The following is a 23,480-nucleotide window of genomic DNA, read 5'->3' as shown; positions in this document are numbered from 1 at the left end:
CATGAGCAACGTTGGGAAAAAAACCGGCCGCGAGCGCGGCGAGGAATGGTGGCAGACCGATATCATCGAAATGCGCCCTGGCGTGATCCGGCTGCGCGGCTATGAGATCCAGGACCTGATCGGCCGCGTCAGCTTTCCGGCGATGATCTGGCTGATGCTGCGCGGCGAACTGCCTGGTGAGGAGCAGGCGGCGCTGCTCGGCGTCGCGCTGGGGGCGGCCGTCGACCACGGGCCGCAGGCACCGTCGATCGCCATTGCACGCATGGCGGCCACCTGCGGCGTCGGCATCAACAGTGCCATGGCCTCAGCCATCAATGTGCTTGGCGACGTGCATGGCGGCGCCGGTGAACAGGCGCTTGCCTTCTACGGGGACATCGCCGCGGCACTGGATGGAGGCGTGACGCTTGCCGATGCCGTCGCGTCGCGGCTCGATCGGTTCTTCGCCGAGGAAAAATCCTATGTGCCGGGGCTCGGCCATCGCTTCCATCCGGTCGATCCGCGGGCGCCGCGCCTCATCGAGCTGACCCGCGATTTTGCCGCGCGCGGCGTCGTCAGCGGACGTTTCGCCGACATCGCCGAGGCTGTTGAGGCCGAGGTCGCGCGGCGCAAGGGCAAGAAGATCCCGCTCAACATCGACGGCGCCACCGCTGTCATCTATGGCGAGCTCGGCTTCCCGCCGCCGCTGACACGCGGCCTTTTCGTGCTCTCGCGCTCGGTCGGCATATTGGCGCATGCGTGGGAACAGTCGCAACAGAGCGACCGCAACAAGGGACCACTGCCGCGCGAATGGTTGTGGACCTATACCGGCACGCCGGTGCGGCCGTTCCCTCAGGGAGATGGTGACTCCAAATGAGGCCTTGGTTCAAGTTCGCCAGCGGGCGCTGGTTGGGGGATTTTTAGGTTCTTCAGAAGCGTTAACAGATCGGGCTCGTCGATAAGCACGGCTGCGTCTTCCGGCGCCAGCCATGCCCGCTGCCGCCTTTTGGCTTCCTGCCAGTTGGCCAGTTCCTCCGTCACCGCCAGCAGATAGACGGTGACGTCGACGCGGACGAAGCGGTTCGTCAGCCGCTTCCAGTAGGAATAGGTGCCGGCCGGTTGCCTCAGCGTCTTTCCGAGGACGCCGGCTTCTTCCTGCGCTTCGATGGTGGCTGCCTTGCGCCCGCTCTTGCCCTTCACCGGCCAACCCTTGGGCACGATAAAGCGCCTGGTCGATATCGAGGTGACCAGCATCACCTCGACGTCGCCACGCTCGCCCAGCCGAAAGGGAATCGCCGCGACCTGACGGATCCGCTCGCCCTTCCTTGCTTTGCGTACGACCTTCTTCTTGGTGGCTGCCATTCCCGACGATCCAATCAGGGCAGTGCCCAAGCGCAAAGGCACGTTGCGAAAATCAAAACCGCCTTTGATGCTACTTTAAGTAGAGCGGCGTTCAAGCGTACATCGGCTAAATAAATGAAAACGCCGGCTCATCAGCGGCAGATGCTGATGAAGCGGCTGCCCGACCGCCGCAACTGGCAAGTAGGCTTCATCTGCGGCACATCTGGCCGTTGCGGCGCGACCTCGCGATCCTGGGCACGAAACTGCTGTTGCTGCTGCTGATATTGCTGCCGCCGCAGCCTGTTCTCCAACATCTGCAATTCGCCTTGCAGGACCAGCGGGTTGCGGTTGGCGGGAGTGACGTTCTGCGCGGAGACAGCAGCGCCCGACAGCATCGCTGTTGCCAGGGTTGCCGACATCAAGATCGTCGATAGGCGAAGCGGCGACATCTATCCATTCCCGCGCGAAACTGAGCCTCCAATTATATAGGGCGTCTGTCTGGTGATGCCATGGTTAAAGTCTCGCCGAAGCGGAATTGGCGGGTTGAGCTGCCGGACTCAATGCCGATCGACCCCATGCGCGGCGGGCAAGGGGATAAAATCTCGAGATCGACGACAGGAAATTGGAGAGCATCCTGCAGTTCAGCACTTGTTAGGTCGTCGGTTGCCTGGTGCCTGTGGCATTCAACGCGAAAATCACGCCGCTGCTCAAGGCCGCCACCATTTTGAAAATCAATGTGGTTGCGGTCGACACAGGCCAGCCGATCAGCTTTCCCAATCTCATTGACCGGCTACAGCCGCGCGCCGCGGAGCTCTCGGCGGATTGAGCGTCGCCCCGCCCCTCGCTTCAGTCGACTTCGCGCAGACGATATCCGACGCCGGTTTCGGTGGTGATGTAACGCGGCTGGTCGGGCGTTTTCTCGATCTTTTGCCTGAGCTGCCGCACATAGACCCTGAGATACTGCACGTCGGTCGAATCGCCCCAGACCTGCTTCAAAAGAAACTGGTGGGTGAGAACCTTGCCCGCGTACTGCACGAGGATGCGCAGGATGTCGTATTCCTTCGGCGAGAGCTTTATCTCCCTGCCCTCGATCATGACGATGCGCTTCACCAGATCGACCGTGAGATCGCCGGTGTGGAAGACCGGCTTCTCGCCTTGCTGCTGGAACTTGTGGCGGAGCGCCACGCGGATGCGTGCGACAAGCTCGTTCATGCCGAACGGCTTGGTGACATAGTCGTCGGCGCCGAGCTCAAGTGCCGAGACGATGCCGGCCTCGTCGGTGCGGCTGGAAAGGATGACCACGGGAACATCCAGGCCGTCGTCCCGCCATTTGCGCAGCAATTCGTGGCCGCCCATGCCGGGCAGGCCGAGATCGAGCAGGATTAGGTCCGGCTTCTCCGTCTCCATCAGTTCGATCGCCGTGTTGGCGTTCGGCGCCTCACTGATCGCATAGCCCTGGCTGCCAAGGCCGACGCGAAGCAGCTTGCGGATCGGCGGTTCGTCATCGACGACCAATATCCTGACGTCCAGGTTCGTCATGGCAAGTCATCCATGTCGGGATAGTCCACACGTTGGCCGGCCGGCACCGGCATCCTGATGGTGAAAACCGCACCCGAGCGGTCGGTCCTGTTGGCCGCCGAAATCGTCCCGCTCATCGCCTCGATGAAGCCGCGGCAGATCGAGAGCCCGAGCCCGGTGCCGGCACGGACCTGGTCGCCCTTGCGCACCCGGTGGAACGTGTCGAAAATGCGCTCCAGATCCGCTGGCGGAATGCCCGGTCCCTCATCCATGATCTGCAGGGTGACGGAACCATTGTCGGCCCAGCCCTGCAGGCGGATCGTCGAACCTGGCGGCGCATATTTAGCGGCGTTGTCGAGGAGGTTGAACAGCGCTTGCTCGAACAGGACGGGGTCGAGCCTCAACATCGGCAGATCCGCGGGAATGTCCATTTCGGTCTTGTGTTCGCCGATGATTTTCCTGGCCCGATGCAAGGCGGTGCCGACAATGTCGCCGACATAGTGGAATGCGTAGTTCGGCTCCATCGCACCGGATTCGATCTTGGTCATGTCGAGCAGATTGGCGATGAAGCGGTTCAGTCGCTCCGATTCGTCAAGCACGGTCGACAGCAGCTCCGCCCGATCCGCTTCGGGAAGCGCCGGCGCAAATTCCCGCAAGGTGCCGGCGGCGCCCATGATGGCGGCAAGCGGTGTTTTCAGGTCATGGGAAATCGAAGTCAGCAGCGCCGAGCGCAGGCGGTCCGCCTCGGCCTCGAGCTTGGCCCGGTCGACGTCGGCAACAAGCTGGATGCGCTCGATGGCGACTGCCGCTTGATCGGCGAGCGCGTCGAGGAGGCGCTTCTGTTCTGGAGTCAGCAGCGGGCCTTGTTTGTCGTTGTCGAGGCCGACGACGCCGACGGCGGTGCGCCCCGTCCGCAACGGCAGATACAGGCGTCTTGCTCCGGGAAGCGTGTCGGCGCCGCGGCCCGCGGGGCGATCGTGCTCCCAGGCCCAACGGGCCGCCGCGATGTCGGCCTCAGCCAGCGTGTCGTCGGGTGGGTAGCCGGCCTTGACGGTGATCGAGCCGTTTTCGGGCAGCAGCAGCACCACGCGCAGCTTCAGCATCGAGGCAATCTGGAAGGCAGTTGCCCAGAGCACGTCGTCAAGCGTGCCAGCGCCAGCGAGCTTCTTCGAGAAGAGATAGATATCTTCCGTGGCGCGTGCCCGCGAGCGGGCAGCGACCGCCTGTCGCTGCACGCGCGCTGTCAGATTGCTGGCAATGACCGCAACAACTAGGAAGACAGCCAGCGCAACGATGCTCTCCGGATCCTGGATCGTCAGCGTGTAACGTGGTTCCAGGAAGAAATAGTTGAAGGCAATGGCGCTGATGAGGCAGGCATACAAAGCTGGCCAGAGACCGCCGGTCACCGCCGAAGTCAGAACCCCGATGAGAAAGATGATCGCCAGGTTGCGGACGTCGAGAAACTGGTGGAGAAGGACGGCGAAGCCGAGCGAGCCAACAACATAGGCCGTGGCCTTGAGATAGGGCCAGATCTCGAATTGCCACTGCTCGTCCGCCGCCTTGACGGTCCTCGACGTCGCCTCGGCGTTGCGTTCATTTCCCGAAATGACATGGACGCTGATGTCGCCAGCATTGCGGATGAGATCATAAGTGAGCGAGCCTTCGATCAATTCCCGCCAGCGCGATCGGGTCGGCCTGCCGATCACGATATGGGTGAAGTTGTTCGCGGTCGCATGGCGAACGATGTCCTGCGCGACGTTCTGACCTGGAATGGTCGTTACATCGGCGCCGAGCTGCTCGGCAAGGCGCAGCAGAGTCGCTAGCCGATCCTTGTCCTCCTCGGACATCCCGGCTGAACGAGGGGTATCGACATGAAGCGCCGTCCAGGGGGCGCGGAGCCGGTCGGCCAATCTCCGCGCATAGCGGATACGGGCCGCCCCGCCCGGACGCGCGTCGACGCAGACAAGAACCCTTTCCCCCGCCGCCCAGGGCCCGGGTATGGCGTGGGCCTGCATGTGGATCAGCAACTGCTCGTCGACGCGCTGGGCGGTGCGGCGGAGCGCCAGTTCCCTGAGCGCCGTCAGATTGCCTGGCGAGAAATAGTTCTCGATGGCGCGCTGGGCGGTGCTGGGAATATAGACCTTGCCTTCCCCGAGCCGCTTGATCAGGTCGTCGGGAGTGAGATCGATGATCTCGATGTCGTCGGCCTGGTCGATGATGGAATCTGGAACCGTCTCGCGCACCCTGACGCGCGTGATCTGCGCCACGACATCGTTCAGGCTTTCGACATGCTGGATGTTGAGCGTCGTGTAGACGTCGATACCGTGCGTCAGGATTTCCTGAACGTCGAGATAGCGCTTGGGATGGCGGCTGCCCGGCGCGTTGGTGTGGGCAAGCTCGTCGACGAGGACCAGCGCCGGACGCCGGGCAAGGATGGCATCGAGGTCCATTTCCTCGAGGATGCGCCCCTTGTAGTCGACCTGGCGACGGGGAATCACCTCATAGCCGTCGACCAGTACCTGGGTTTCCTTGCGGCCGTGCGTCTCGACGACGCCGATCACCACGTCCACCCCGTCGGCCAGTCTTGCACGGCCCGACATCAACATTTCATAGGTCTTGCCGACACCGGGTGCTGCGCCCAGGAATATCCGCAGACGACCGCGCGCCTCCCGCTCCGCATGATCAAGCAGCGCGTCGGGTGAGGGTCTGGTTTCGTTGCGGCTGTCGTCCGGCATCAAAATCGATCATGAATGGCGTCGGGGATGGTGTCGATCCCCGGATCACCATTCATTGCTTGGTGGCCTCGTCCAGCGCCAGGTTGAGCGCCAGCACATTGACCACCGGCTCTCCCATGAAGCCGAGCTCGCGCTCCTCGACATGGCTGTCGACAAGGGCTTTAACCCTGGCTTCGTCAACGCCCCTGGCCTTGGCCACCCTGGCGACCTGGAAATAGGCGGCTTCGGGGCTGATATGCGGATCGAGGCCGCTGCCTGAAGTCGTGACCAGATCCATCGGCACCGGCTGGTCCGGATTTTCCGCCTTCAGCCTGTCGGCATCGCCCTTGATGCGGTCGATCAGCTTGGGGTTGGTCGACCCGAGATTCGAGCCGCTCGAAGCGGCGGCATTGTAGCCGTCGCCGGCAGCCGACGGGCGGCCATGGAAATAGCGCTCGCTGGCAAAAGCCTGGCCGATCAGTTCGGAGCCGACGGTCTTGCCGTCCTTCTCGATCAGGCTGCCGTTGGCCTGGCGCGGGAATAAGGCTTGGGCGATGCCGGTCATGCCGATCGGATAGATCAGGCCGGTAAGGATGGTGAAGAAAACGATCATGGTGATCGCGGGTCTGATTTGCTTGAGCATGGACTTAATTCCTTATGCGAGGCCAATCGCGGTGATGGCCATGTCGATCGCCTTGATGCCGACGAAGGGGACAATGATGCCGCCGAGGCCGTAGACAAGAAGGTTGCGGCTGAGCAGCGCGCCCGCGCCGATCGCGCGATATCTGACGCCTCTCAGCGATAGCGGGATCAGCGCGATGATGATCAGTGCATTGAAGATGATGGCCGAGAGAATGGCGCTCTGCGGCGTTACCAGATGCATGATGTTTAGCGCCTGCAGCGGACCTGATGTCTGCCCCGGCGCGATGTAGAAGACGGCGAATATGGCCGGGATGATGGCAAAATACTTGGCCACGTCGTTGGCGATGGAGAAGGTCGTCAGCGAGCCGCGCGTCATCAGCAGCGCCTTGCCGATTTCCACGATCTCGATCAGCTTGGTCGGATCGCTGTCGAGGTCGACCATATTGCCGGCTTCGCGTGCGGCGACCGTGCCGGTGTTCATCGCAACGCCGACATCGGCCTGCGCAAGGGCGGGCGCATCATTGGTACCGTCGCCGCACATGGCGACGAGCTTGCCCTTGGCCTGTTCGTCGCGGATGAGCTTCAGCTTGTCCTCGGGCGTCGCCTGGGCAAGAAAATCGTCGACGCCGGCCTCCGCCGCGATCGCCGCCGCCGTCATCGGGTTGTCGCCGGTGATCATCACCGTGCGGATCCCCATCTTGCGCAGTTCGGCGAAGCGTTCCCTGATGCCGCCCTTGACGATGTCCTTGAGATGGACGACGCCGAGCAGGCGTCCGTCGCGCTCGACCGCCAGCGGCGTGCCGCCGGATTTCGCGACGTCGTCGGCGATCGCCTGCAGATCGCGGACGATGTCGCTGCTGGGGCGCGTACCATGCGTGGCGACGGTCGACTGATTGACGTGGGCGAGCACCGAATCGACCGCGCCCTTGCGAACCGACGAGCCATCGATGTCGACGCCGCTCATGCGGGTTTGCGCGGTGAAGGGCACGAAAGCGGCATGCAATGTTGCCATGTCGCGGGCACGGATGGCGTATTTCTCCTTCGCCAGCACGACGATCGAACGGCCTTCCGGCGTTTCATCGGCAAGCGAGGCCAACTGTGCAGCGTCGGCCAGCTCCTGCTCGGTGACGCCCTTGACCGGGCGGAATGCCGTCGCCTGGCGATTGCCGAGCGTGATCGTGCCGGTCTTGTCGAGCAGCAGCGTGTCGACGTCGCCAGCCGCCTCGACGGCGCGGCCCGACATCGCCAGCACGTTGAACCGTACCAGGCGATCCATGCCGGCGATGCCGATGGCCGAAAGCAGCGCCCCGATCGTCGTCGGGATCAAGGTGACGAACAGGGCAACGAGGACGGTCACCGAGATGTAGCCGCCCGAATAGGAGGCGAAACTCGGGATCGTCGCCGTCGCCAGCACGAAGATCAGCGTCATGCCGACGAGCAGGATGTTGAGCGCGATCTCGTTGGGCGTCTTCTGGCGCTCGGCGCCTTCGACCAGCGAGATCATGCGGTCGAGGAACGTGTGGCCGGAGGCCGCGGTGATGCGCACGCGGATCCAGTCGGACAATACCTGCGTGCCGCCGGTCACGGCCGAACGGTCGCCGCCGGATTCACGGATCACCGGAGCAGATTCGCCGGTGATCGCCGCCTCGTTGACCGAAGCGACGCCTTCGATCACCTCGCCGTCCGATGGAATGATGTCGCCAGCCTCGACGAGCACCACGTCGCCGACCTTCAGGCTGGTGCCGGGTACCAGCTTGAACTTGGTGCGGTCGTCGCCGCTCAACAGCTTGGCCTCGGCCTCGGTGCGCGCCTTGCGCAGCGAATCGGCCTGCGCCTTGCCTCGGCCTTCGGCGACCGCTTCGGCGAAGTTGGCGAAAAGCACGGTGAACCACAGCCAGATGATGATCTGCAGCGAGAAGCCGAGATCGCCGCCACCCGTGACAAGATCCTTGGCGAACAGGACTGACGTGAGCGCCGAGACGACAGCGACGACGAACATCACCGGATTGCGCATCAAGGTGCGCGGGTTCAGTTTCCTGAAAGCCCCGTCGATGGCGGGCAGCAGGATGCGGGCATCCATGATAACAGCGGATTTGGACTGGCTCATTTAGTGGCTCCAGTATCGATGTTGTTGGACGGCACCGATCGATCGGATGCCGAAAGAAGATGCGGAAGCCCGGAGGCCAGCAGCCAGATCACGATCATGATTGCCGCAATGCCGAAGAACGTGGACATGGTCGGGAAAGGAGGCGGGGTAGCCCCCCTTTTGATCGGCTCGATGTCGAATCTTGCGGCGTATGGTTTCGAACCAGGACATGACATCGATCCAAGGTGGGGCGGTTTCAGAATGTCTGCCCGTGGATGCCAGCCAGGTGCTCGACAATCGGTCCGACCGCCAGCGCCGGGAAGAAGGTGAGGCCGCCGACGATCAGAATGATGCCGACCAGAAGCCCGACGAACAGCGGCCCGTCGGTCGGGAAGGTGCCAGCGGAGGCGGGTACCGTCTTCTTGGCGACCAGCGAACCGGCGATCGCCAGAGCCGGGATGATGACCAGGAAGCGGCCCATCAGCATGCCGATGCCGAGCGTGATATTGTACCAGGGTGTGTTGCCGGTCAGGCCGCCAAAGGCCGAGCCGTTGTTGGCGGCAGCCGACGTGTAGGCATAGAGGACCTCGGAGAAGCCGTGCGGGCCGGCATTGGCTATGGAAGCGATGCCTGTCGGCAGCACCACCGCGATGGCGGTGAAGATCAGCATCGCCAGCGGCAGGCAGAGAATGGCCAGCATTGCCATCTTGATCTCCTTGGCTTCGATCTTCTTGCCGAGATATTCGGGCGTGCGTCCGACCATCAGTCCGGCGACGAAGACGGCGATCACGATGTACATCAGAATGCCGTAGAGACCGGCGCCGACACCGCCGACAATAACCTCGCCGAGCTGCATGTTGATGATCGGGATCATGCCGCCAAGCGCGGTGAAGCTGTCATGCATGGCGTTGACGGCGCCGCAGGACGCGGCTGTGGTGATGACCGCAAACAGCGCCGACAAAGCGATGCCGAAGCGCGTTTCCTTGCCTTCCATGTTGCCGCCGTCGATGCCCAGCGCATGAACCAGCGGATTGCCTGATGCTTCCGCCCAGTAGCAGACGGCGACGCCGGCGATGAACAGGACGGCCATCGAGGTCAAGATCGCCCAACCCTGGCGCTGGTTGCCGTTCATGCGGCCGAAGACGTTGGTCAGCGCTGCACCGATGGCGAAGATCGAGACCATCTGGATCAGGTTCGAGATCGCATCGGGATTTTCGAAAGGATGCGCGGCATTTGCGTTGAAGAAGCCGCCGCCATTGGTGCCGAGCATCTTGATGGCGATCTGCGAGGCTGCTGGCCCGACCGCGATCGTCTGCCGCGCGCCCTCCAATGTTGTGACATCGATATAGGCGCTGAGCGTCTGCGGTATGCCGAGATAGACATAGACCAGCGTCAGCACGATGCAGAGCGGCAACAGCAGGTAAAGGGTGCACCGGGTCATATCGACCCAGAAATTGCCGATCGATTTGCCGGAGGCCTTGGTGAAGCCGCGGATCAGCGCGATTGCGATGGCGATGCCGGTCGCCGCGGACAGGAAGTTCTGCACGGTGAAGCCGGCCATCTGCACGAGATAGGACATCGTGCTTTCGCCGCCATAGTTCTGCCAGTTGGTGTTGGTCATGAAGCTGGCGGCGGTGTTGAAGGCGAGACCGGGTTCGACGGCGCTCATACCGGCCGGATTGTAAGGCAGGCTGCCTTGCAGCCGCTGCAGGAAGTAAAGCACCAGGAAACCGGCCAGGTTGAAGAACAGCAGGGCCGCCGCATAAGTGGTCCAGTGCTGCTCCTCACGCTCGCTGGTTCCCGAGATGCGATAAAGGCTCCGCTCGACAGGGCCCAAAATCGGCGAGAGGAATGTGCGGTCGCCGCTGAAAACGCGAAACATGTAGCCGCCGAGCGGCTTCACGAGCAAAACGACGATACCGCAATAGACGAGGATCTGTATCCATCCGTTGAAAGTCATTGAAATAGCTTTCCGTGCCTTCGCCAGTTGCCGTTAGAAGCGTTCTGGGCGAACGAGGGCGTATGTCAGGTAGGCGAGAAGGAACAAGGTCACAGCGCCACCAAGGATGTAATCGACAAGCATGTTGTGATCCTTCCGCCTAAAGACTGTCGCAGGCTTTGATGAAGGCGAAGAACAGGGCGAAAAATAAAAACCCTATTCCGAGAACGATGATGTCCATCGGACTTGCTCCTTATTTTCGTTTTGCACTGCCTTGCCTGCAGCCGGCAGGGTTGAAGTCATGTGAAGACACTCGGTCGCGACGGCAATGGCGACCGAGATAAGTCCTTCCCGACGGGATATGGATCAAAACCCCATAAAGGTTCGAGCCGGGGCAAAGAGGAAAGAAATAAAAATCCTATAGGGATTTTGCCGTCACGATCTCAGCGCACGGCGTTTAAAGACAAGTCGCGCGCCGGCGCGAAGCTGCCGAAAATCAGCGATCGCGCGTATAGATCACGGCGTAGTCGTCCGCATACGCCCGCTTCCAGCCCAATTCATCGAAGAATGGAATGCGGCTGTCGTCCGGCGTCAGCAAGGCCCAGTCTATCGCATGCTTCCCGAGCTGCGCTTCGAGGACAGGCTTTCCACCGCTGCGTCCTGTCTCGGCATCTGTCTTCATAAAGCCGTTGAGAAAGAGCTGATCTGTCCGGCCGTCGATGAATGTCTTGATTCCATGGAAAATCAAGCTGCCGCCGAAGTTGTAGGAATTCAGGACATTGCCTGACAGATGATGGCTTTCGACGAATGCAAGCGCATCCTTGGCCGAAGTCTTCTGACTCGGCGCGACCGGATAGGCGCTCGTGTGCATTGCGGTTGTAGCCACCAGCAAAACGCCTGACACGCCGCAAATCTGGTAAAATCGCTCCGCGAAAAACCGTTCCAGCCCGTCGCGCCTGTCGGACATCCATTTCGCCAGGGAGAGCGCGGGATATTGCTCCGCAATCTCGGCCGCAACCACGATCGGGACCAGCAGAAAGAACAGGTACATGAAGCGCAGATGGGTGAGATAGATATGCAAGGCAAAGACGATGAACAGCGCCTTCGCCCAGCCGATGCGAAGTCTCGACACAAGCAGCGCGAAAACGAACAGTAGGATACCCACCTCCTGGAACCGTTGATCCGAGGCGTCGAACGGTTTCCACTCGATAATCAAGGGAACCGCTTCATTGCCATAGGCTACGGTGAAAGTGGCAAGGATGGCCTTGATGCCATAGGGATTGATCAAGCTGACCACCGGGCAGAGCAGCCCGAAGGCAACCCATTTGCCAAGGAGTACGGGGTTGGACAGGCGGGTTCGCACAAGAACATCGAGGCCGGCGAAAGCCGCGATGACGAAGCCGATGGTAAAGGTCGCGTGGAGATTGGCCCACAGGACAAGCAGGGCAAGCAGCCAAAGAGGCGGTCCCTGCTCATTGCGCGCTGCGCGAAAAAGCATTGCGGTCCAGATCACGATGATGGGCAAGGTGAAGATGTGCGGACGTGCGGTGTAGATCGGGGAGATCATGGCCGCCGCGAACAAGGCCAGTCCCACTGCCGCCATCGGTCTCAACCAGGTGCTGAGATACCATGACAGCAGCGCGCCCGTGAGGGCGATGGTTGAGATGATCAGCACCGCCACGCCGTTCCAGCCACCTGCCGTGTAGGCGAGCGCAAGGAGAACCTGTCCAAGCCATTCCTTGGCGATCCACGGGTGTCCGGCGAAAGTGTGAGAATAGCTGTCAACAACCGGGAACGTACGATTTGCCAGCAGATCGAGCCCGACCTTGACCTGCCACCAACAGTCGGGGTCCTGCAGGATGACCTGGGTGTGGGCGGAAAGCGCGAAGGCCACGAGAGGCGCGACGAGCAGGCAGAACATCACTCTGGCCCGTTGCGCGTCGTTGAGCGACGACGCGGTCGCAACGGTCGCTACGGTCGCCTGAATCCCGTTCATTTCATAGCTCCAGTCCGCTCTGCGGCAGATCGATTGGCGGTTTCAGCTTGTCGCTCATCCGAGGGCAGGGCGTCCGCTCAAACGGCAGGCTTGATCGCATGCACGAAATATTGGGCTCCCATAGGCATCCTGGTCAGGAAGCGCTCCAAGGGTCGCAATCTTGCGAGCACGCGTGGGAAAAAGATCCGGTAGACGACGTCGGATTTGGAGAAGCCGGCCGCAGCCATTCGCTTGCGCACATCACGGCTGTTGATCAGGATTGCGTTCGCGTCGAAAGCGCAGTTTCGCACCGCGTGCGTCGTCAGCGGATTCCAGGGATTGTGCTCGAACAAAAAGAAGCTGCCACCGCCGGTCAGCACTCTCTCGATCTCCTTGATCAGGGCGATATGGAGGTTTTCGGGGATGTGATGGAACACGCAGGCGGTGAAGGCGAGATCGAAACTCGCGTCGTCGTAAGGGATCGTTTCGCCGTCGAAGTGCCTGAAATCGGCCTGGCCGGGAAAGCGCTTGCGGGCGATGTCTAGCGACTGCGACGAGGGGTCGAGCAAGGTGATTTCGCTGTCGGGAAATGCGGCGCGCATAGGTCCAAGCGAATTGCCGACACCCGCGCCGAAGTCGAGTATCCGCCTCGGCTTCACGCCTGAGCGGGCGAGCCTTGCCGCGACATCGTCGATCTTGTACTGCGCGAAGAAATCCGGGGTTTCGCCGCTCAGCCGGATACTTGCGGCATGCTGCTGCTGATACTCCAGCGCGAACTGATCAAACTCGGCCTGAAGCACGCGCGGCTCCCTTCGTCAGTTCATGGGCCATTTCCTGAAGGCGATGGACGGGCAGCTCCCCGGCGGCAGGATCATGGGCAGCGATCTCGTTTATGAGGTAGAGTGGCCGCCGCTTGGTCTCCATATACATGCGCCCGAGATATTCCCCGAAAATCCCAAGGACCAGAAGCTGGACGCTGCCGAGGATCAGGACGATTGCCGCCAGGCTGGTCCAGCCGGGCAACACGCTGCCGGCAAACCATGAGAAGAGCGTGTAACCGAGCGCAGCAAGTCCGAGAAAGCCGAAGATCAAGCCGAGATGCGAGGCGAACCGCAGGGGCACGATGGAGAAGCTGGTCATCGCATCCATTGCTAGAAGCACCATCTTCTTCAACGGGTAATGCGTGGTGCCTGCGAAGCGCTGGTGCCGCTCATAGGCAAAAGCCACCTGCTTGAGGCCGATCCAGCTCACCATGCCGCGAATGAAGCGGTAACGCTCGGGCATTGCATTGAGATGATCGAGCGCGCGGCGGTTCATCAGGCGAAAATCCCCGGAATCGAGCGCCATGTCGACGTCGACCATCTTGCGCAGCAGACGGTAGAACAATGCGGCGGTTGCGCGCTTGAACCAGCCTTCGCCCTGGCGCTTCAGCCGCTGGCCATAGACGACGTCGAACCCCTCATCCATCTTTGCCATCATGGCTTTGAGCAATTCCGGCGGGTCCTGGAGGTCGGCATCGAGAATGAGAATGCGCTGGCCGCGGCAAAACTCCAGGCCGGCGCTGAGAGCAATCTGGTGGCCGTAATTTCGGGCGAGGTCTATGCCGACGACGTGGCTGTCCTGTTTGGCGAGTTCGAAAATGGCCTCGCGGGTGCCGTCGGTGGCTCCGTCGATGACCAGCACGATCTCGTAGGAATGCCCCGCTTGTTCACGGCAAACGGCTGTGACGCGCCGGTAAAGTTCGGCGACCCCGCCGATTTCATTGTAGCACGGCACGACAACCGACAGCGCGACGGCGCGTCGCGCAGCGATTTTCTCTCTTTGCGCCAAAAGCCCAGCTCCCATGGTTAGAACGGGAATAGGCCGAATTTGTTAGAAAATTGATAAGCCGCTCAGGATTGCCGGCCCGCGACGCCAGATAAGCGAAGCGTACGGATGGCCGGGCGCGTGCGACGGTGCTGCGGGGATACGGCGAGGGCAGACGCTCCGCCAAATCGGCGGCTCAGCCTTCGGCCTTGAAGTTCTTCGCTTCCTTCTCGACCTTGGCGCGGTCCTTGCCGTGCTTGCGCATCAGATCCTTCGCCTGGTTGGGCGAAACGTCGGTGGTCTCGGCCAGGCGCAGGGCCTCCTTGTCGTCCGGTTCGCGTTTCTTCCGATCCGCCATTGTGGTCCGCTTGTCAGACATCACGACGCCTTTATGCTCTCGGCGATTTCGTGCAGCACCTTGCGATCGGTGCCGTGGCGCTTGATCAAGGTGCGTGCCTGTTCGGGAGTAATGCCGGCTTCCTCGGCGAAATGCCTCACCTCATAGTCTTCCTTGCCGGCAACTTGTGAGCGATCGCGGTCGTCGGTCTTGGTCTTGTCGTCGGGCATGGCAGTTCTCCTCGTTTCGACCTAGAGCATAACGACGGAGATTTCGTGAGGTTCCTTAATGCATGTCGCCCAAAAGTGCGCAGCGGTTTTGGGACAACGACATGCAAAAACAAGAACTAAAAGCGCGGCGCATCGATCTCTTCAGACGTGACGCGCTTCAATGCCGGCCTTCGCGAACAAACACATGGGCTTCCTTGGCGGCGGCCGTGAATGCCCGCCGCGCACTGCCAACCGCCCGCCGCTGCTCCATCGCGTCCATCATGGCTTTCAAGGCCGCGCGATATTTCGGCCCGCGCTTTTCGTCTGGCCATTTGTCGACCAGAAGCGAGGCCGCCTGGACCGTCCTCGTCACAGAGAGGAGGCGGCCGATCCGTTCGCTCTCGATCGTCACCGGAACGTCGAATTGCTCATCACGCATTACCGCCACTCCTTGACTCCAAGGACAGCAACGGCGCAACGGGACTATTCGTTCCGATGACGAATGGCGTGACCCATCCCGATCACAATTCATGGTTACTGAGTGGCTTACGTCGCCGCCCTAATGCATGTCGCGCAAAAGTGTGCAGCGGTTTTGCGATAACGACATGCATAAAACAGCAACCTAAAGCGCGTCGCATGAGGCCGATCAAACGCGACGCGCTTTAGTTCCGACAGTGCGCAAGCTAATTGGGCGCAGGGCGCCATGCATTAGCGGGACCGATGGTCGAACACGACCCCCATGGTCCTACCAATTGCGGTCATCACGACAAGCTCGACCAGATGGTCGTCGCTGTCCTCAAAACCCGGGGCTGCCCGGCGGATGGCGTCTATTGCGGCTCTGGTCGATATGGTGTCGCCGGCGCGGAATTTTGAAAGCGCAGATGAAACAAGTTCCTGGGCCGTCAAGTCAACGACAGGCACTCTCGAAACGATGTTCATTGGCCTCCTCCGCCATGAACCCCCCTCCCACAAGAATGATACGCCGAATGGCGGTTTCCGCCAGCGAAATAGTGGTCCGACCAGAGGCCAATAGGACCGGGGACAGTTGCCTTTTTGCGGGGCTCAGCGCGACGCTGCCGACTTCGATTTCTCTCGGCTCCTCGCAGCTGGCTTGACCCTTATACGCATCGCGCCACCCTCGGGATGATCGATCTCAAAGGCATTGGTCTTCCGCACGAGATCGCTCAGCTTGCGAAAGCCGAAGGTTCTGGGATCGAAGTCCGATGCCAGATTGGCGAGCTGATTGCCTACGATGCCGAGCGGCACCCAGCCGTCCTCGTTTCCCATCTGTGAAATGACCTTGGTGATGATCGGCGTCGCGGCGCTGGGCGGCTGCAAAGATTTCGTCGGCGCCGCATCGTGAGCGTTGGCTGGTGCGGTCGCAAGCAGGTTCTCGGTGTATACGAACCGGCGGCATGCCTGCCGGAAACTCTCCGGCGTCTTCTGCTCGCCAAACCCATAAACGTCGATCCCATGTTCCCTGATGCGAGCGGCAAGGCGGGTGAAATCGCTGTCGGACGACACCAGGCAGAAGCCTTCGAACCGTCCGCTGTGGAGAAGGTCCATCGCGTCGATGACGAGCGTGATGTCGGATGCGTTCTTGCCGGTGGTGTAGGCGAATTGCTGCTGCGGGATGATCGCGTGCTTCGACAGCACATCGGCCCATGCCTTCGAACGGGTGCTGGAAAAATCGCCATAGATGCGACGAACGCTCGCCTCGCCGATCTTTGCGATTTCCTCGAACAACCCGTCGGCAATCTTGGCCGAGGCATTGTCTGCGTCGATCAGCACTGCAAGCCGTGGAGAACGCGGTTCAGTCGCCAAGATGGCCCCCTGTTTTTTGGCTTCGCACCAAATGACATATGGTGCAGCGGTAACGTTTTTGTCGAGATTCGACGAACGTCACTACTTCTTGCGATACAAGATCATACCTGCGTGATGCAGCACGCCGTCAATGAACGTTCCGTCAGCGGTAAAGCCGGTGTCGTCCCAATAGCCGATGTGATTTCCTCGGATGTCATAGCGCCCCTGATATGTGCTCGCACGGTTTCCGCGCGTTTCGTCATAGCGACCGTTTGGGAGCAAGTTGTGGCGGTGCGGATGTTGAGGCGGTGATAGCTATTCGAGCCCAAACGAAAACCCCGGCCGCTAGGCCGGGGTTTTCCTTGCGTCCCCAAAGGATCAGAACTTGTAGCTGACGCCGACCCTCACCGCGTGGGTGGTTAGGTCAACCGGCATATCGACATCCGGGAATCCCGGAGCCAAGTTGCCTGAGGCTTCTCCGAAGTCTGTATACCGATACGCCAGTCGTGCGGTCCAATGTTCGTTGAAGGCCCACTCGCCGCCGGCACCGATTGTCCAGCCGTTGAGCGTATCCGAATAGTCCCCGCTGACAGGAAGCGGGAAGGGGCCGCCACCGAAGTCGAAATCGCCAATTGCCCAGCCGCCGGTAACGTAGAGAAGCGCCTTGTCGTATGCGTAGCCGAGCCTTGCGCGGATCGAGCCCTGCCAGTTCAATTCGCTGGTTCCAACAGATGTCGCTCCGGTTGGGTTTTCGAAGCTGCCATCCACGCTACCACCTTCGAAATCGCCCTCGACGCCGTAGACAAAAGAACCGGATTGCCAATTGTACCCGGCATGGACGCCACCAATGAAGCCATCGGGATCGGAATCGTCACTTGGCGCACCGTTGGAGTAGCTGTGATCTGCCTGCCCCCAGAGATAGCCGCCCTGAACACCGATATAAAAACCGCTCCAGTCGTAGGCAACAGCCGTAGCCGGCGCGGGCTCGTAAACAACTGCGTCGGCCGCGAAGGCCGGAATCGCAAGCAGGGCCAAGGCCGCACCGCTGACAAGGAACGTAGTGGCAAACACGATTTTCTTCATTGACCGATGCCTGTGTTGAAAGGAAGTGACCAGAACGGGACTACCACAAAGCTTGTGGTTGAACTGTAACTGCGGCGCAACACATGGAGGCAAATGCACCGTTCGGTTGTGGCGGTGATCCTGGTTCCTTTTTGCGCGCGTGACTCTTGCCGACTTCCTGACCGCCGAGGAGTCGCTGTACGTGAGTTGCAGCAGCGCGTGTGCGAAATGCGGCGGGAAGGAGGCAGGCGTAATCTGCACTCCAGGCGCGAGCAGTACGGTGACAGGTGCGCCGGGAGACCGGCAAGGAGTAGGTGGTGGAAGTCCACTGCGATGAAGGATTAGCAACCCGCATCGGCCCCGAGCCGTGCGTTGTCGGTCGCGAGGCCGGGAACGAAGCGTCGGCAGGGGAACGAGCGTCACCTACTTCTCCCGATACAAGATCATACCGGCGTGATGCAGCACGCCGTCAATGAACGTTCCGTCAGCGGTAAAGCCGGTGTCGTCCCAATAGTCGATGTGATTTCCTCGGATCTCATAGCGCCCCTGGTATGCGCTCTCACGGTTTCCGCGCGCTTCGTCATAGCGGCCGTTTGGAAGCAAGTTGTGGCGGATATGGCCATCGGCCGTGACCCACATCCCGACATAGGGATGGCTTCCCGAGGGTTGGGTAACCGTATTTTGCTCGACATTCATCTGGGCGAGACCTTTCTGCAGGGGTAAGACGGCCGCGCCGGCAACAAGCACGGCAGCGGCAAGTATCGAAATCTGTTTCATGGACGGCTCCTCAGGGTTGTTTGCCGGGAGCGGCGCGACACTCGGTGAACAGGTCGGAGAGCGCTTGCGATGCTGCGATCGCGCGGGGGAATCCGGCCGGAACCGTCACCATGTAGATGACTTCCTTCAGCTCTTCCTCGGACACGCCGATATTGAGCGCATAACCGGCATGAATCCTCATGAAGGCAGTCTCGCCCATGGCTGCAAATACCGCGACGGCGGCGAGTTGGCGTGTGCGGTTGTCGAGCCCCGGACGTCGCCGAGCGCATAGCCCTGGGTTGCTCCGGCCAGGAACGGAAACTCCTGTCTCATGCGTTCCAGCGCAGGCTGCGGAGCGCCATTGTTCAGGCTCCTGACGACGGCATCGCCGCGTTGCAGTCGCTCTTCCATCGTCTGCGATTTGGCGGTTTGAGCGACCGCGCCGAGCAGCAACGCGACGGCAATCGCGCTATACGAGCTGTGAAAACGAAAATCCATTGTTGCCTCCCTACTTGCTGCTGTCGGTCGGATGACGATCTCGTTCACGTCGACATCGTCCGGCTGTTCGATGGCGAAGCGTACGGCACGGCCGATCGCGTCGGGCTGCAGCGCAATGGCGCGATAGGTCTTCATCGCTTCCACCGCGACCGGATCGGTGATCGTGTCGGCGAGCTCGCTCTCGACCACGCCGGGATGGATGCACGTGACGCGGATGTTGTCGTGCTCTTGCCGCAGGCCATCGGAGATCGCCCGCACCGCATATTTCGTTGCGCAATAGACCGCGGCTGTCGGCGACACCGAAAGCGCGCCGACGGAGGCGATGTTGACGACATGGCCGGAGCCTCGGGCCGTCATCTCCGGCAGCACCGCGGCGATGCCGTAGAGCACGCCTTTGATGTTGACGTCGACCATCCAGTCCCATTCCTCGACCTTCATCGACGCCACCAGCGACAACGGCATGATGCCGGCATTATTGACGATTACGTCGACGCGTCCTCAGGCCTGGCGCGCCGTCTCGGCAAAGGCGGCGACATCGGCGCGGTCGGTCACGTCCAGGCGGCGTGTCATTGCCTCCCCGCCGTTTGCCCTGATCTCTTCTGCGAGCGTGTCCAGCCGATCGGTGCGGCGCGCACCGAGCATGACCTTTGCTCCGGCAGCACCGAGCTCCCGGCCGATGGCGGCGCCAATGCCGCTCGAAGCCCCGGTAATGAGCACAACTTTGTTGAGGGACATGTTTCGTCTCCGTCTGGTTGATCTTGCGAACCGCCATGCAGCGGTTGCCACGAAGATGGATCTGTTCCACTGTTGCGATAAGACGACCATTTGTTCACAGTATGGAAAGAACAGCTAACCAATGCAGCCGGATCTCAATGCGCTTGCGGTGTTCGCCCTCGTCGCCGAGGAGCGGAGCTTTCGCGCGGCTGCGGACCGCATGGGCGTCACCCGCTCGGCGGTGAGCCAGACGATGAAGCGCCTGGAAGAGAGGCTCGGTATCGCTCTTGTCCAGCGCACGACGCGAAGCGTCAGCCTGACCGAGGCTGGCGAACGCCTCTACGCCGAGATAGCGCCCGCCATTGCCGACATGCGCGCCGCGATGGAGACCACCGGGGACCTGCGCGGGCGTCCGCGCGGGCAGTTGCGGCTCGCCGTCTCGTCGATCGCCGAGCGCTTTCTTTCAGGGCCGTTCCTGGCGACCTTTGCCGAAGCCAATCCGGAAGTTCAGATCGACATCACGGTGACGGACGAGGAATTCGATATCGTCGCCGAGGGATACGATGCCGGCGTCAGGCTCGGCGAGGTGATCGAGCAGGACATGATCGCGATGCCTGTCGCCGGTGACGAGCGGCAGCTGGCCGTTTGCGCGCCGGTCTATCGCGATCGGTTCGGGGCGCCTTCGCATCCGAGGGAGCTCGCCGGCCGTCGCTGCATTGGCTGGCGCCGCGCGCCGAAGGTTGCGCCCTATCGTTGGGAATTCGCCGAGAACGGCAAGGAGTTCAGCGTCGCCGTTGCTCCGGAGATCACGACCAACGACATGGCGTTGATGATAAAGCTGGCCATCGCCGGCGCCGGCATCACCTTCGGCATGGAGGAGAGCTTTCGCCCGTGGATCGATCGGGGCGAACTGGTGCCAGTTCTCGAGGACTATTGCCCGCGCTTTCCCGGCTTCTACCTCTATTATCCGAGCCGTCGCAACGTCGCGCCGAAGCTGCGCGCCCTTGTCGATCACCTACGGCGTCATGGCTAGCGTCTTTCGCCAGTATGGCGACCATGTCGATGTTGCAATTACATTAGCGTGAGTGCATGTTTTCGTCAGCCGGCGCAAGCCGGTCAGGCCCGGTGGCTGGCCGGTCACCCCCATAGGCTGCCGGGCCGCCAGCAACGGCTTGGGATGCATGGAAATCCGGCCCTTGAGCCGATCGTCGCCACGGGATCAATGATCGTCGCTGGCAGCGTGCTTATCTTTGCCTTCGTGGTCTTCTCCGCCGAAACGGCGCGCTCAGTCTCGGGGATATCTGCGGTTCCACGCTAGACGGCATCGGGATGTGCTGAGCCACCAAAAGGCTCGCGCCTCTCAGAGTTTGGTCATCATTGTGCCGGCAATGCCTTCGCGGCCTCGGTCAGGGTTGCCCGATCGTTGCCGTGCTTGCGGATCAGTTCGCGCACCTGCTCCGGCCTGATGTTGTGCTGCAGAGCGAAAAAGTTCACCTCATAATCATCGTCCGCCGATATCTTGCTACGGTCACGAAAGTCGCGTTTGGTTTTGTCGTCTGCCATATCGCACGTCCTTGTTGAATCTCGTTATGTTAACTCTGGCTAATATACGCCGGTGACCTAGACTAGGTTCCATGCGCAGGCGGGCAGGTGCCGGCACCCGCCGGCTAGAGTTCATACTTCCGATGGAGCCCCAACTGGTGGCCAAGCCGCCCGAGGGTGACAATTGGATTCATGAGATCAAGCTGGATGGCTACCGCTCCCAGATCGTCATCAACAGCCCCGAAGATATTCGCGTCTTCACCAAAACCGGCAAGGACTGGACGCGTAAGTATCTGGGCATTGTGGAAGCCGCGGGGGAGCTCGAGGTCGAGAACGCCATCATCGACGGCGAAGCGGTCGTCACCAACAAGGCCGGAATGCCCGACTTCAACGCGCTCCAGAACGCCGTCCACAACAATCCCTATGGCATGTATCTCGTCGCATTCGACATCATGCATCTGAACGGCCATGATCTGCGCGACACCGGCTGCAAGGCGCGCCGCGAAATTCTCCACGGCATCATCAAGCCGAACAGCCGGATCCAGTTCAGCGAGGCCATGCCTGGTGACGCGAAGTCTGTCTTCTATCTCGTCGAGCAGGTTGAGCTTGAGGGAATTGTCTCGAAGCGCCCCGACAGCAAATATCGCAGCGGCCCGACCTCGAACTGGCTGAAGACCAAGAGCTTCACGGTCGATGAATTCGAACTGCTGGGCGTCGAGCGCGAGCCTGGCAACGCAGCCTTCGCCCTTTTGGCGCAGCCCGGCACCGGGAAATACGTCGGTTCCGCCTTTGTCAGCCTGGGCCGCGACATGAAGGAGCGGCTGTTGAAGCGGGTTCGGGAACACGCCGGGCCGCCGCCAGAGGTCATGAAGAAACGGCCAGGGACACAATGGGTCAGGCCCGGGGTGAAGCTGCGCATCAAGCATCTTCGCGGCGACCACAGCCACATACGCAACGCGTCGCTGCTGGGTTTCGGTGACGACGACTAGTGGTGAAAGTCTGACATTGGTACCCCGCGCGTGGAGCAGCTTAGGCTGAAAGAGGACGTTGCACGACAAACCGCCTTCAGGCAAACCACGGACCAGATGGAAGGTCAGCCCGCAATCGCGCTCAGGGCGTCCTCAATACGCCCGGGTGAATCCGCCATCGTGTAGAATGTTCAAACCTGTCATGTGATCAGTGAGGGGCGACAACAAGCCCTCGACGACGACGGCTACTTCAGACGGCGTCCCATACTTTTTGAGCGGGATATTGTCGGTCTCGACCGCAAACCTTTCTTCAAACGTCACGCCTGCGTCCTGCGCTCGCCTGCCAATTGCATCCCGATACCAGGGCGACAGCGTGCCACCGAGTGAAAGAGTGTTCACATGAATACCTCTTTCGCCCAGAGCAAAGGCAAGCGTCTTCGCTTCTCCAAGCCAAGCGGTGCGGATGACGTTTGCGGTAGCGTAGTGGCTAAGAACCTGAGCCGAAGAAATGCCGGAAATGATTACGACCTTGCAGCGACGGCCTGCTTCAGGGGCCGGTTCCATCCGAGCGATAGCCGACTTCAACAGGGACAACGGCCCAACGAAGCTTGTCTGAAACAGCGTTCGCCAGACCTCTGGCTCGGGCATAGGGTCAGCGGATGAATGCGGTTGGGGTGGCATAAGAACGACCCCATCAAGCTTGAGACCCGACGTGGCGAGGTGTCGATCAAACTCGCCCAACGCGGCATCGGATGCCATATCAACCGGTATAGCTTCATGCGAACCGTCGGCTGGTGCAGGCAGGGTCGAAGCCAGCGACTCAAGCCGCACCTGATTGCGGGCCGCTACAATCAGACGTGCGCCACCGGCCGCAAGCCGTTCGCAAATTGCTTGCCCGATCCCACCCGTTGCCCCAGTCACAAGTATGGTCGACATCACACCACCCCGCCAGTTTCGAGCACTGTACCCTGATATCTCTGGAAAGCCATTGGCACCCCCGGCTATAGGTCAGTTTCTCGCCGTCCACCGGTACCCGACGATGTGGTGCCCGAACGTACGTGGGAGAGCATCACATCGAGCCCTTGAGACCGGTTCGAGGTGCAGCCGCCCGGTATCTAATTACGCGGCGCGTCGTTGAGCGAGGTGGAAACCGGAACGGGCTCGACGGGGCTCGACGGCGGTCACGATGCTGTGGTGGTGATCGCAGTACACGCGGTCAGGCGAAGTTGGCCCAGCACAAAAGCGGTGACCGCCGGGTACTGACCGATCTTCGCGAACCGGGAAGCGGCATTGATAGGGCCCTAGCTTAATGAGGGGGACGTCGCTCGTAGTTAGTCTGGTAATTTCAGGCATGATGTCTTTCTGGTTCCTAAAGATTGGCCGTACGTCATCGCCATGATCCAATAGTCTGATTTCCACTGTGGAGGGCAGCGACTGCGTCGGGCGAGTTATCTCGCTTGGCTGGCTATGGAACACCATGTGGTGTCGGGAACTGCTTCAAGCAATTGCTTGCGGCTAGAAGCCACACCGCTGCTGATGGGTGAGCGAAGCAGGCATCCTTGTCCGTGCCGGTTGACGCCCCGGGGCGGTTTGT

24 protein-coding genes and 3 pseudogenes are annotated in these 23,480 nt (G+C 61.1%); 4 read left to right on the top strand and 23 right to left on the bottom strand.

Annotation, left to right across the window (positions count from 1 at the left end):
* The first annotated feature begins 1 nt into the window (after position 1).
* Positions 2 to 853, top strand: coding sequence for a citryl-CoA lyase (locus AC0L3N_RS16530; RefSeq protein ID WP_473548616.1), 852 nt, complete (start codon positions 2 to 4; stop codon positions 851 to 853).
* On the opposite strand, the gene AC0L3N_RS16525 is transcribed toward AC0L3N_RS16530, so the two are convergent.
* Entirely contained in the window at positions 829 to 1,338 is a 510-nt protein-coding gene (locus AC0L3N_RS16525) for an NUDIX hydrolase (protein WP_473548614.1), read from the bottom strand. The two genes, AC0L3N_RS16530 and AC0L3N_RS16525, sit on opposite strands and share 25 nt — an antisense overlap.
* 131 nt (positions 1,339 to 1,469) lie before the next feature.
* On the bottom strand, positions 1,470 to 1,712 hold the full coding sequence (locus tag AC0L3N_RS16520; RefSeq protein ID WP_473548612.1) for a hypothetical protein: 243 nt from the start codon (positions 1,710 to 1,712) through the stop codon (positions 1,470 to 1,472).
* Positions 1,713 to 1,987: 275 nt separating this feature from the next.
* Between AC0L3N_RS16520 and AC0L3N_RS16515 the strand changes: the two genes are divergently transcribed.
* Positions 1,988 to 2,143, top strand: coding sequence for a hypothetical protein (locus AC0L3N_RS16515; RefSeq protein WP_473548611.1), 156 nt, complete (start codon positions 1,988 to 1,990; stop codon positions 2,141 to 2,143).
* 20 nt (positions 2,144 to 2,163) lie between these two features.
* Here the strand turns inward: AC0L3N_RS16515 and AC0L3N_RS16510 are convergent, their stop codons facing one another.
* The 19 genes and pseudogenes from AC0L3N_RS16510 to AC0L3N_RS16420 form a co-directional block, all read right to left on the bottom strand.
* The gene (locus AC0L3N_RS16510) at positions 2,164 to 2,856 is read right to left on the bottom strand and encodes a response regulator transcription factor (protein WP_473548610.1); all 693 of its coding nucleotides are present in this window, start codon (positions 2,854 to 2,856) and stop codon (positions 2,164 to 2,166) included.
* Positions 2,853 to 5,570: a DUF4118 domain-containing protein gene (locus AC0L3N_RS16505; protein ID WP_473548609.1), complete on the bottom strand. Its 2,718-nt coding sequence runs from the start codon at positions 5,568 to 5,570 to the stop codon at positions 2,853 to 2,855. The genes AC0L3N_RS16510 and AC0L3N_RS16505 overlap by 4 nt, the downstream gene beginning before the upstream one ends.
* 52 nt (positions 5,571 to 5,622) lie before the next feature.
* Positions 5,623 to 6,192, bottom strand: a complete 570-nt coding sequence (kdpC, locus tag AC0L3N_RS16500) for a potassium-transporting ATPase subunit KdpC (protein ID WP_473548608.1) — start codon at positions 6,190 to 6,192, stop codon at positions 5,623 to 5,625.
* Between the two features lie 12 nt (positions 6,193 to 6,204).
* Positions 6,205 to 8,298 (bottom strand): potassium-transporting ATPase subunit KdpB, encoded by a 2,094-nt coding sequence (gene kdpB / locus AC0L3N_RS16495; protein ID WP_473548607.1) that lies wholly within the window; start codon positions 8,296 to 8,298, stop codon positions 6,205 to 6,207.
* 235 nt (positions 8,299 to 8,533) lie between these two features.
* On the bottom strand, positions 8,534 to 10,237 hold the full coding sequence (gene kdpA / locus AC0L3N_RS16490; protein WP_473548606.1) for a potassium-transporting ATPase subunit KdpA: 1,704 nt from the start codon (positions 10,235 to 10,237) through the stop codon (positions 8,534 to 8,536).
* Between the two features lie 33 nt (positions 10,238 to 10,270).
* Complete coding sequence (locus tag AC0L3N_RS16485; RefSeq protein WP_036266998.1) at positions 10,271 to 10,360, bottom strand: K(+)-transporting ATPase subunit F; 90 nt, start codon at positions 10,358 to 10,360, stop codon at positions 10,271 to 10,273.
* A gap of 352 nt (positions 10,361 to 10,712) precedes the next feature.
* The gene (locus tag AC0L3N_RS16480; protein WP_473548604.1) at positions 10,713 to 12,212 is read right to left on the bottom strand and encodes a hypothetical protein; all 1,500 of its coding nucleotides are present in this window, start codon (positions 12,210 to 12,212) and stop codon (positions 10,713 to 10,715) included.
* A gap of 77 nt (positions 12,213 to 12,289) precedes the next feature.
* On the bottom strand, positions 12,290 to 12,991 hold the full coding sequence (locus tag AC0L3N_RS16475) for a class I SAM-dependent methyltransferase (RefSeq protein WP_473548603.1): 702 nt from the start codon (positions 12,989 to 12,991) through the stop codon (positions 12,290 to 12,292).
* On the bottom strand, positions 12,972 to 14,021 hold the full coding sequence (locus tag AC0L3N_RS16470; protein WP_473548601.1) for a glycosyltransferase family 2 protein: 1,050 nt from the start codon (positions 14,019 to 14,021) through the stop codon (positions 12,972 to 12,974). The genes AC0L3N_RS16475 and AC0L3N_RS16470 overlap by 20 nt, the downstream gene beginning before the upstream one ends.
* A 172-nt stretch (positions 14,022 to 14,193) precedes the next feature.
* Positions 14,194 to 14,376, bottom strand: a complete 183-nt coding sequence (locus AC0L3N_RS16465) for a hypothetical protein (protein WP_165848837.1) — start codon at positions 14,374 to 14,376, stop codon at positions 14,194 to 14,196.
* Entirely contained in the window at positions 14,376 to 14,564 is a 189-nt protein-coding gene (locus AC0L3N_RS16460; protein ID WP_473548599.1) for a DUF3606 domain-containing protein, read from the bottom strand. Before AC0L3N_RS16460 ends, AC0L3N_RS16465 begins: the two co-directional genes overlap by 1 nt.
* Before the next feature lie 157 nt (positions 14,565 to 14,721).
* Entirely contained in the window at positions 14,722 to 14,982 is a 261-nt protein-coding gene (locus AC0L3N_RS16455) for a DUF982 domain-containing protein (RefSeq protein ID WP_165848838.1), read from the bottom strand.
* Between the two features lie 269 nt (positions 14,983 to 15,251).
* Positions 15,252 to 15,482, bottom strand: coding sequence for a hypothetical protein (locus AC0L3N_RS16450; protein WP_473548597.1), 231 nt, complete (start codon positions 15,480 to 15,482; stop codon positions 15,252 to 15,254).
* A 123-nt stretch (positions 15,483 to 15,605) separates the two neighbouring features.
* The gene (locus AC0L3N_RS16445; protein ID WP_473548595.1) at positions 15,606 to 16,367 is read right to left on the bottom strand and encodes an NYN domain-containing protein; all 762 of its coding nucleotides are present in this window, start codon (positions 16,365 to 16,367) and stop codon (positions 15,606 to 15,608) included.
* Between the two features lie 81 nt (positions 16,368 to 16,448).
* Positions 16,449 to 16,637: pseudogene (locus AC0L3N_RS16440) on the bottom strand (Atu4866 domain-containing protein); the annotation flags it as partial.
* Positions 16,638 to 16,724: 87 nt separating this feature from the next.
* The gene (locus AC0L3N_RS16435) at positions 16,725 to 17,429 is read right to left on the bottom strand and encodes an outer membrane protein (RefSeq protein WP_473548593.1); all 705 of its coding nucleotides are present in this window, start codon (positions 17,427 to 17,429) and stop codon (positions 16,725 to 16,727) included.
* A 402-nt stretch (positions 17,430 to 17,831) separates the two neighbouring features.
* Positions 17,832 to 18,104, bottom strand: a complete 273-nt coding sequence (locus tag AC0L3N_RS16430; protein ID WP_244603114.1) for an Atu4866 domain-containing protein — start codon at positions 18,102 to 18,104, stop codon at positions 17,832 to 17,834.
* Positions 18,105 to 18,195: 91 nt separating this feature from the next.
* A pseudogene (locus AC0L3N_RS16425) lies at positions 18,196 to 18,662 on the bottom strand (carboxymuconolactone decarboxylase family protein).
* Positions 18,663 to 18,674: 12 nt separating this feature from the next.
* Positions 18,675 to 19,397 (bottom strand): annotated as a pseudogene (locus AC0L3N_RS16420) (SDR family oxidoreductase); the annotation flags it as partial.
* A gap of 121 nt (positions 19,398 to 19,518) precedes the next feature.
* On the opposite strand from AC0L3N_RS16420, the gene AC0L3N_RS16415 reads away from it, so the two are divergent.
* Entirely contained in the window at positions 19,519 to 20,409 is an 891-nt protein-coding gene (locus AC0L3N_RS16415; RefSeq protein ID WP_473548591.1) for a LysR family transcriptional regulator, read from the top strand.
* Between the two features lie 341 nt (positions 20,410 to 20,750).
* Here the strand turns inward: AC0L3N_RS16415 and AC0L3N_RS16410 are convergent, their stop codons facing one another.
* Positions 20,751 to 20,939 carry a DUF3606 domain-containing protein gene (locus tag AC0L3N_RS16410; protein WP_473548590.1) on the bottom strand — a complete coding sequence of 63 codons (189 nt, stop codon included), beginning with the start codon at positions 20,937 to 20,939 and terminating at the stop codon, positions 20,751 to 20,753.
* 137 nt (positions 20,940 to 21,076) lie between these two features.
* On the opposite strand from AC0L3N_RS16410, the gene AC0L3N_RS16405 reads away from it, so the two are divergent.
* On the top strand, positions 21,077 to 21,907 hold the full coding sequence (locus tag AC0L3N_RS16405; RefSeq protein ID WP_473548589.1) for an ATP-dependent DNA ligase: 831 nt from the start codon (positions 21,077 to 21,079) through the stop codon (positions 21,905 to 21,907).
* A 132-nt stretch (positions 21,908 to 22,039) separates the two neighbouring features.
* Here AC0L3N_RS16405 and AC0L3N_RS16400 read toward each other — a convergent pair whose 3' ends face one another.
* A complete protein-coding gene (locus AC0L3N_RS16400; RefSeq protein ID WP_473548587.1) occupies positions 22,040 to 22,822 on the bottom strand; it encodes an SDR family NAD(P)-dependent oxidoreductase in 783 nt (260 codons plus the stop codon).
* Positions 22,823 to 23,480: the final 658 nt, after the last annotated feature.

Source organism: Mesorhizobium sp. WSM4807, assembly GCF_055811615.1.
The sequence above is the reverse complement of the archived record's forward strand: the minus strand, read 5'-3'. Positions and strand labels throughout refer to the sequence as shown.

Coding starts and splice junctions, on each gene's coding strand:
- AC0L3N_RS16530 (WP_473548616.1), top strand. CDS start 2: ATGAGCAACGTTGGGAAAAAAACCGGCCGCGAGCGCGGCGAGGAATGG.
- AC0L3N_RS16525 (WP_473548614.1), bottom strand. CDS start 1,338: ATGGCAGCCACCAAGAAGAAGGTCGTACGCAAAGCAAGGAAGGGCGAG.
- AC0L3N_RS16520 (WP_473548612.1), bottom strand. CDS start 1,712: ATGCTGTCGGGCGCTGCTGTCTCCGCGCAGAACGTCACTCCCGCCAAC.
- AC0L3N_RS16510 (WP_473548610.1), bottom strand. CDS start 2,856: ATGACGAACCTGGACGTCAGGATATTGGTCGTCGATGACGAACCGCCG.
- AC0L3N_RS16505 (WP_473548609.1), bottom strand. CDS start 5,570: ATGCCGGACGACAGCCGCAACGAAACCAGACCCTCACCCGACGCGCTG.
- kdpC (WP_473548608.1), bottom strand. CDS start 6,192: ATGCTCAAGCAAATCAGACCCGCGATCACCATGATCGTTTTCTTCACC.
- kdpB (WP_473548607.1), bottom strand. CDS start 8,298: ATGAGCCAGTCCAAATCCGCTGTTATCATGGATGCCCGCATCCTGCTG.
- kdpA (WP_473548606.1), bottom strand. CDS start 10,237: ATGACTTTCAACGGATGGATACAGATCCTCGTCTATTGCGGTATCGTC.
- AC0L3N_RS16485 (WP_036266998.1), bottom strand. CDS start 10,360: ATGCTTGTCGATTACATCCTTGGTGGCGCTGTGACCTTGTTCCTTCTC.
- AC0L3N_RS16480 (WP_473548604.1), bottom strand. CDS start 12,212: ATGAACGGGATTCAGGCGACCGTAGCGACCGTTGCGACCGCGTCGTCG.
- AC0L3N_RS16465 (WP_165848837.1), bottom strand. CDS start 14,376: ATGTCTGACAAGCGGACCACAATGGCGGATCGGAAGAAACGCGAACCG.
- AC0L3N_RS16460 (WP_473548599.1), bottom strand. CDS start 14,564: ATGCCCGACGACAAGACCAAGACCGACGACCGCGATCGCTCACAAGTT.
- AC0L3N_RS16455 (WP_165848838.1), bottom strand. CDS start 14,982: ATGCGTGATGAGCAATTCGACGTTCCGGTGACGATCGAGAGCGAACGG.
- AC0L3N_RS16450 (WP_473548597.1), bottom strand. CDS start 15,482: ATGAACATCGTTTCGAGAGTGCCTGTCGTTGACTTGACGGCCCAGGAA.
- AC0L3N_RS16435 (WP_473548593.1), bottom strand. CDS start 17,429: ATGAAGAAAATCGTGTTTGCCACTACGTTCCTTGTCAGCGGTGCGGCC.
- AC0L3N_RS16430 (WP_244603114.1), bottom strand. CDS start 18,104: ATGAATGTCGAGCAAAATACGGTTACCCAACCCTCGGGAAGCCATCCC.
- AC0L3N_RS16415 (WP_473548591.1), top strand. CDS start 19,519: ATGCAGCCGGATCTCAATGCGCTTGCGGTGTTCGCCCTCGTCGCCGAG.
- AC0L3N_RS16410 (WP_473548590.1), bottom strand. CDS start 20,939: ATGGCAGACGACAAAACCAAACGCGACTTTCGTGACCGTAGCAAGATA.
- AC0L3N_RS16400 (WP_473548587.1), bottom strand. CDS start 22,822: ATGTCGACCATACTTGTGACTGGGGCAACGGGTGGGATCGGGCAAGCA.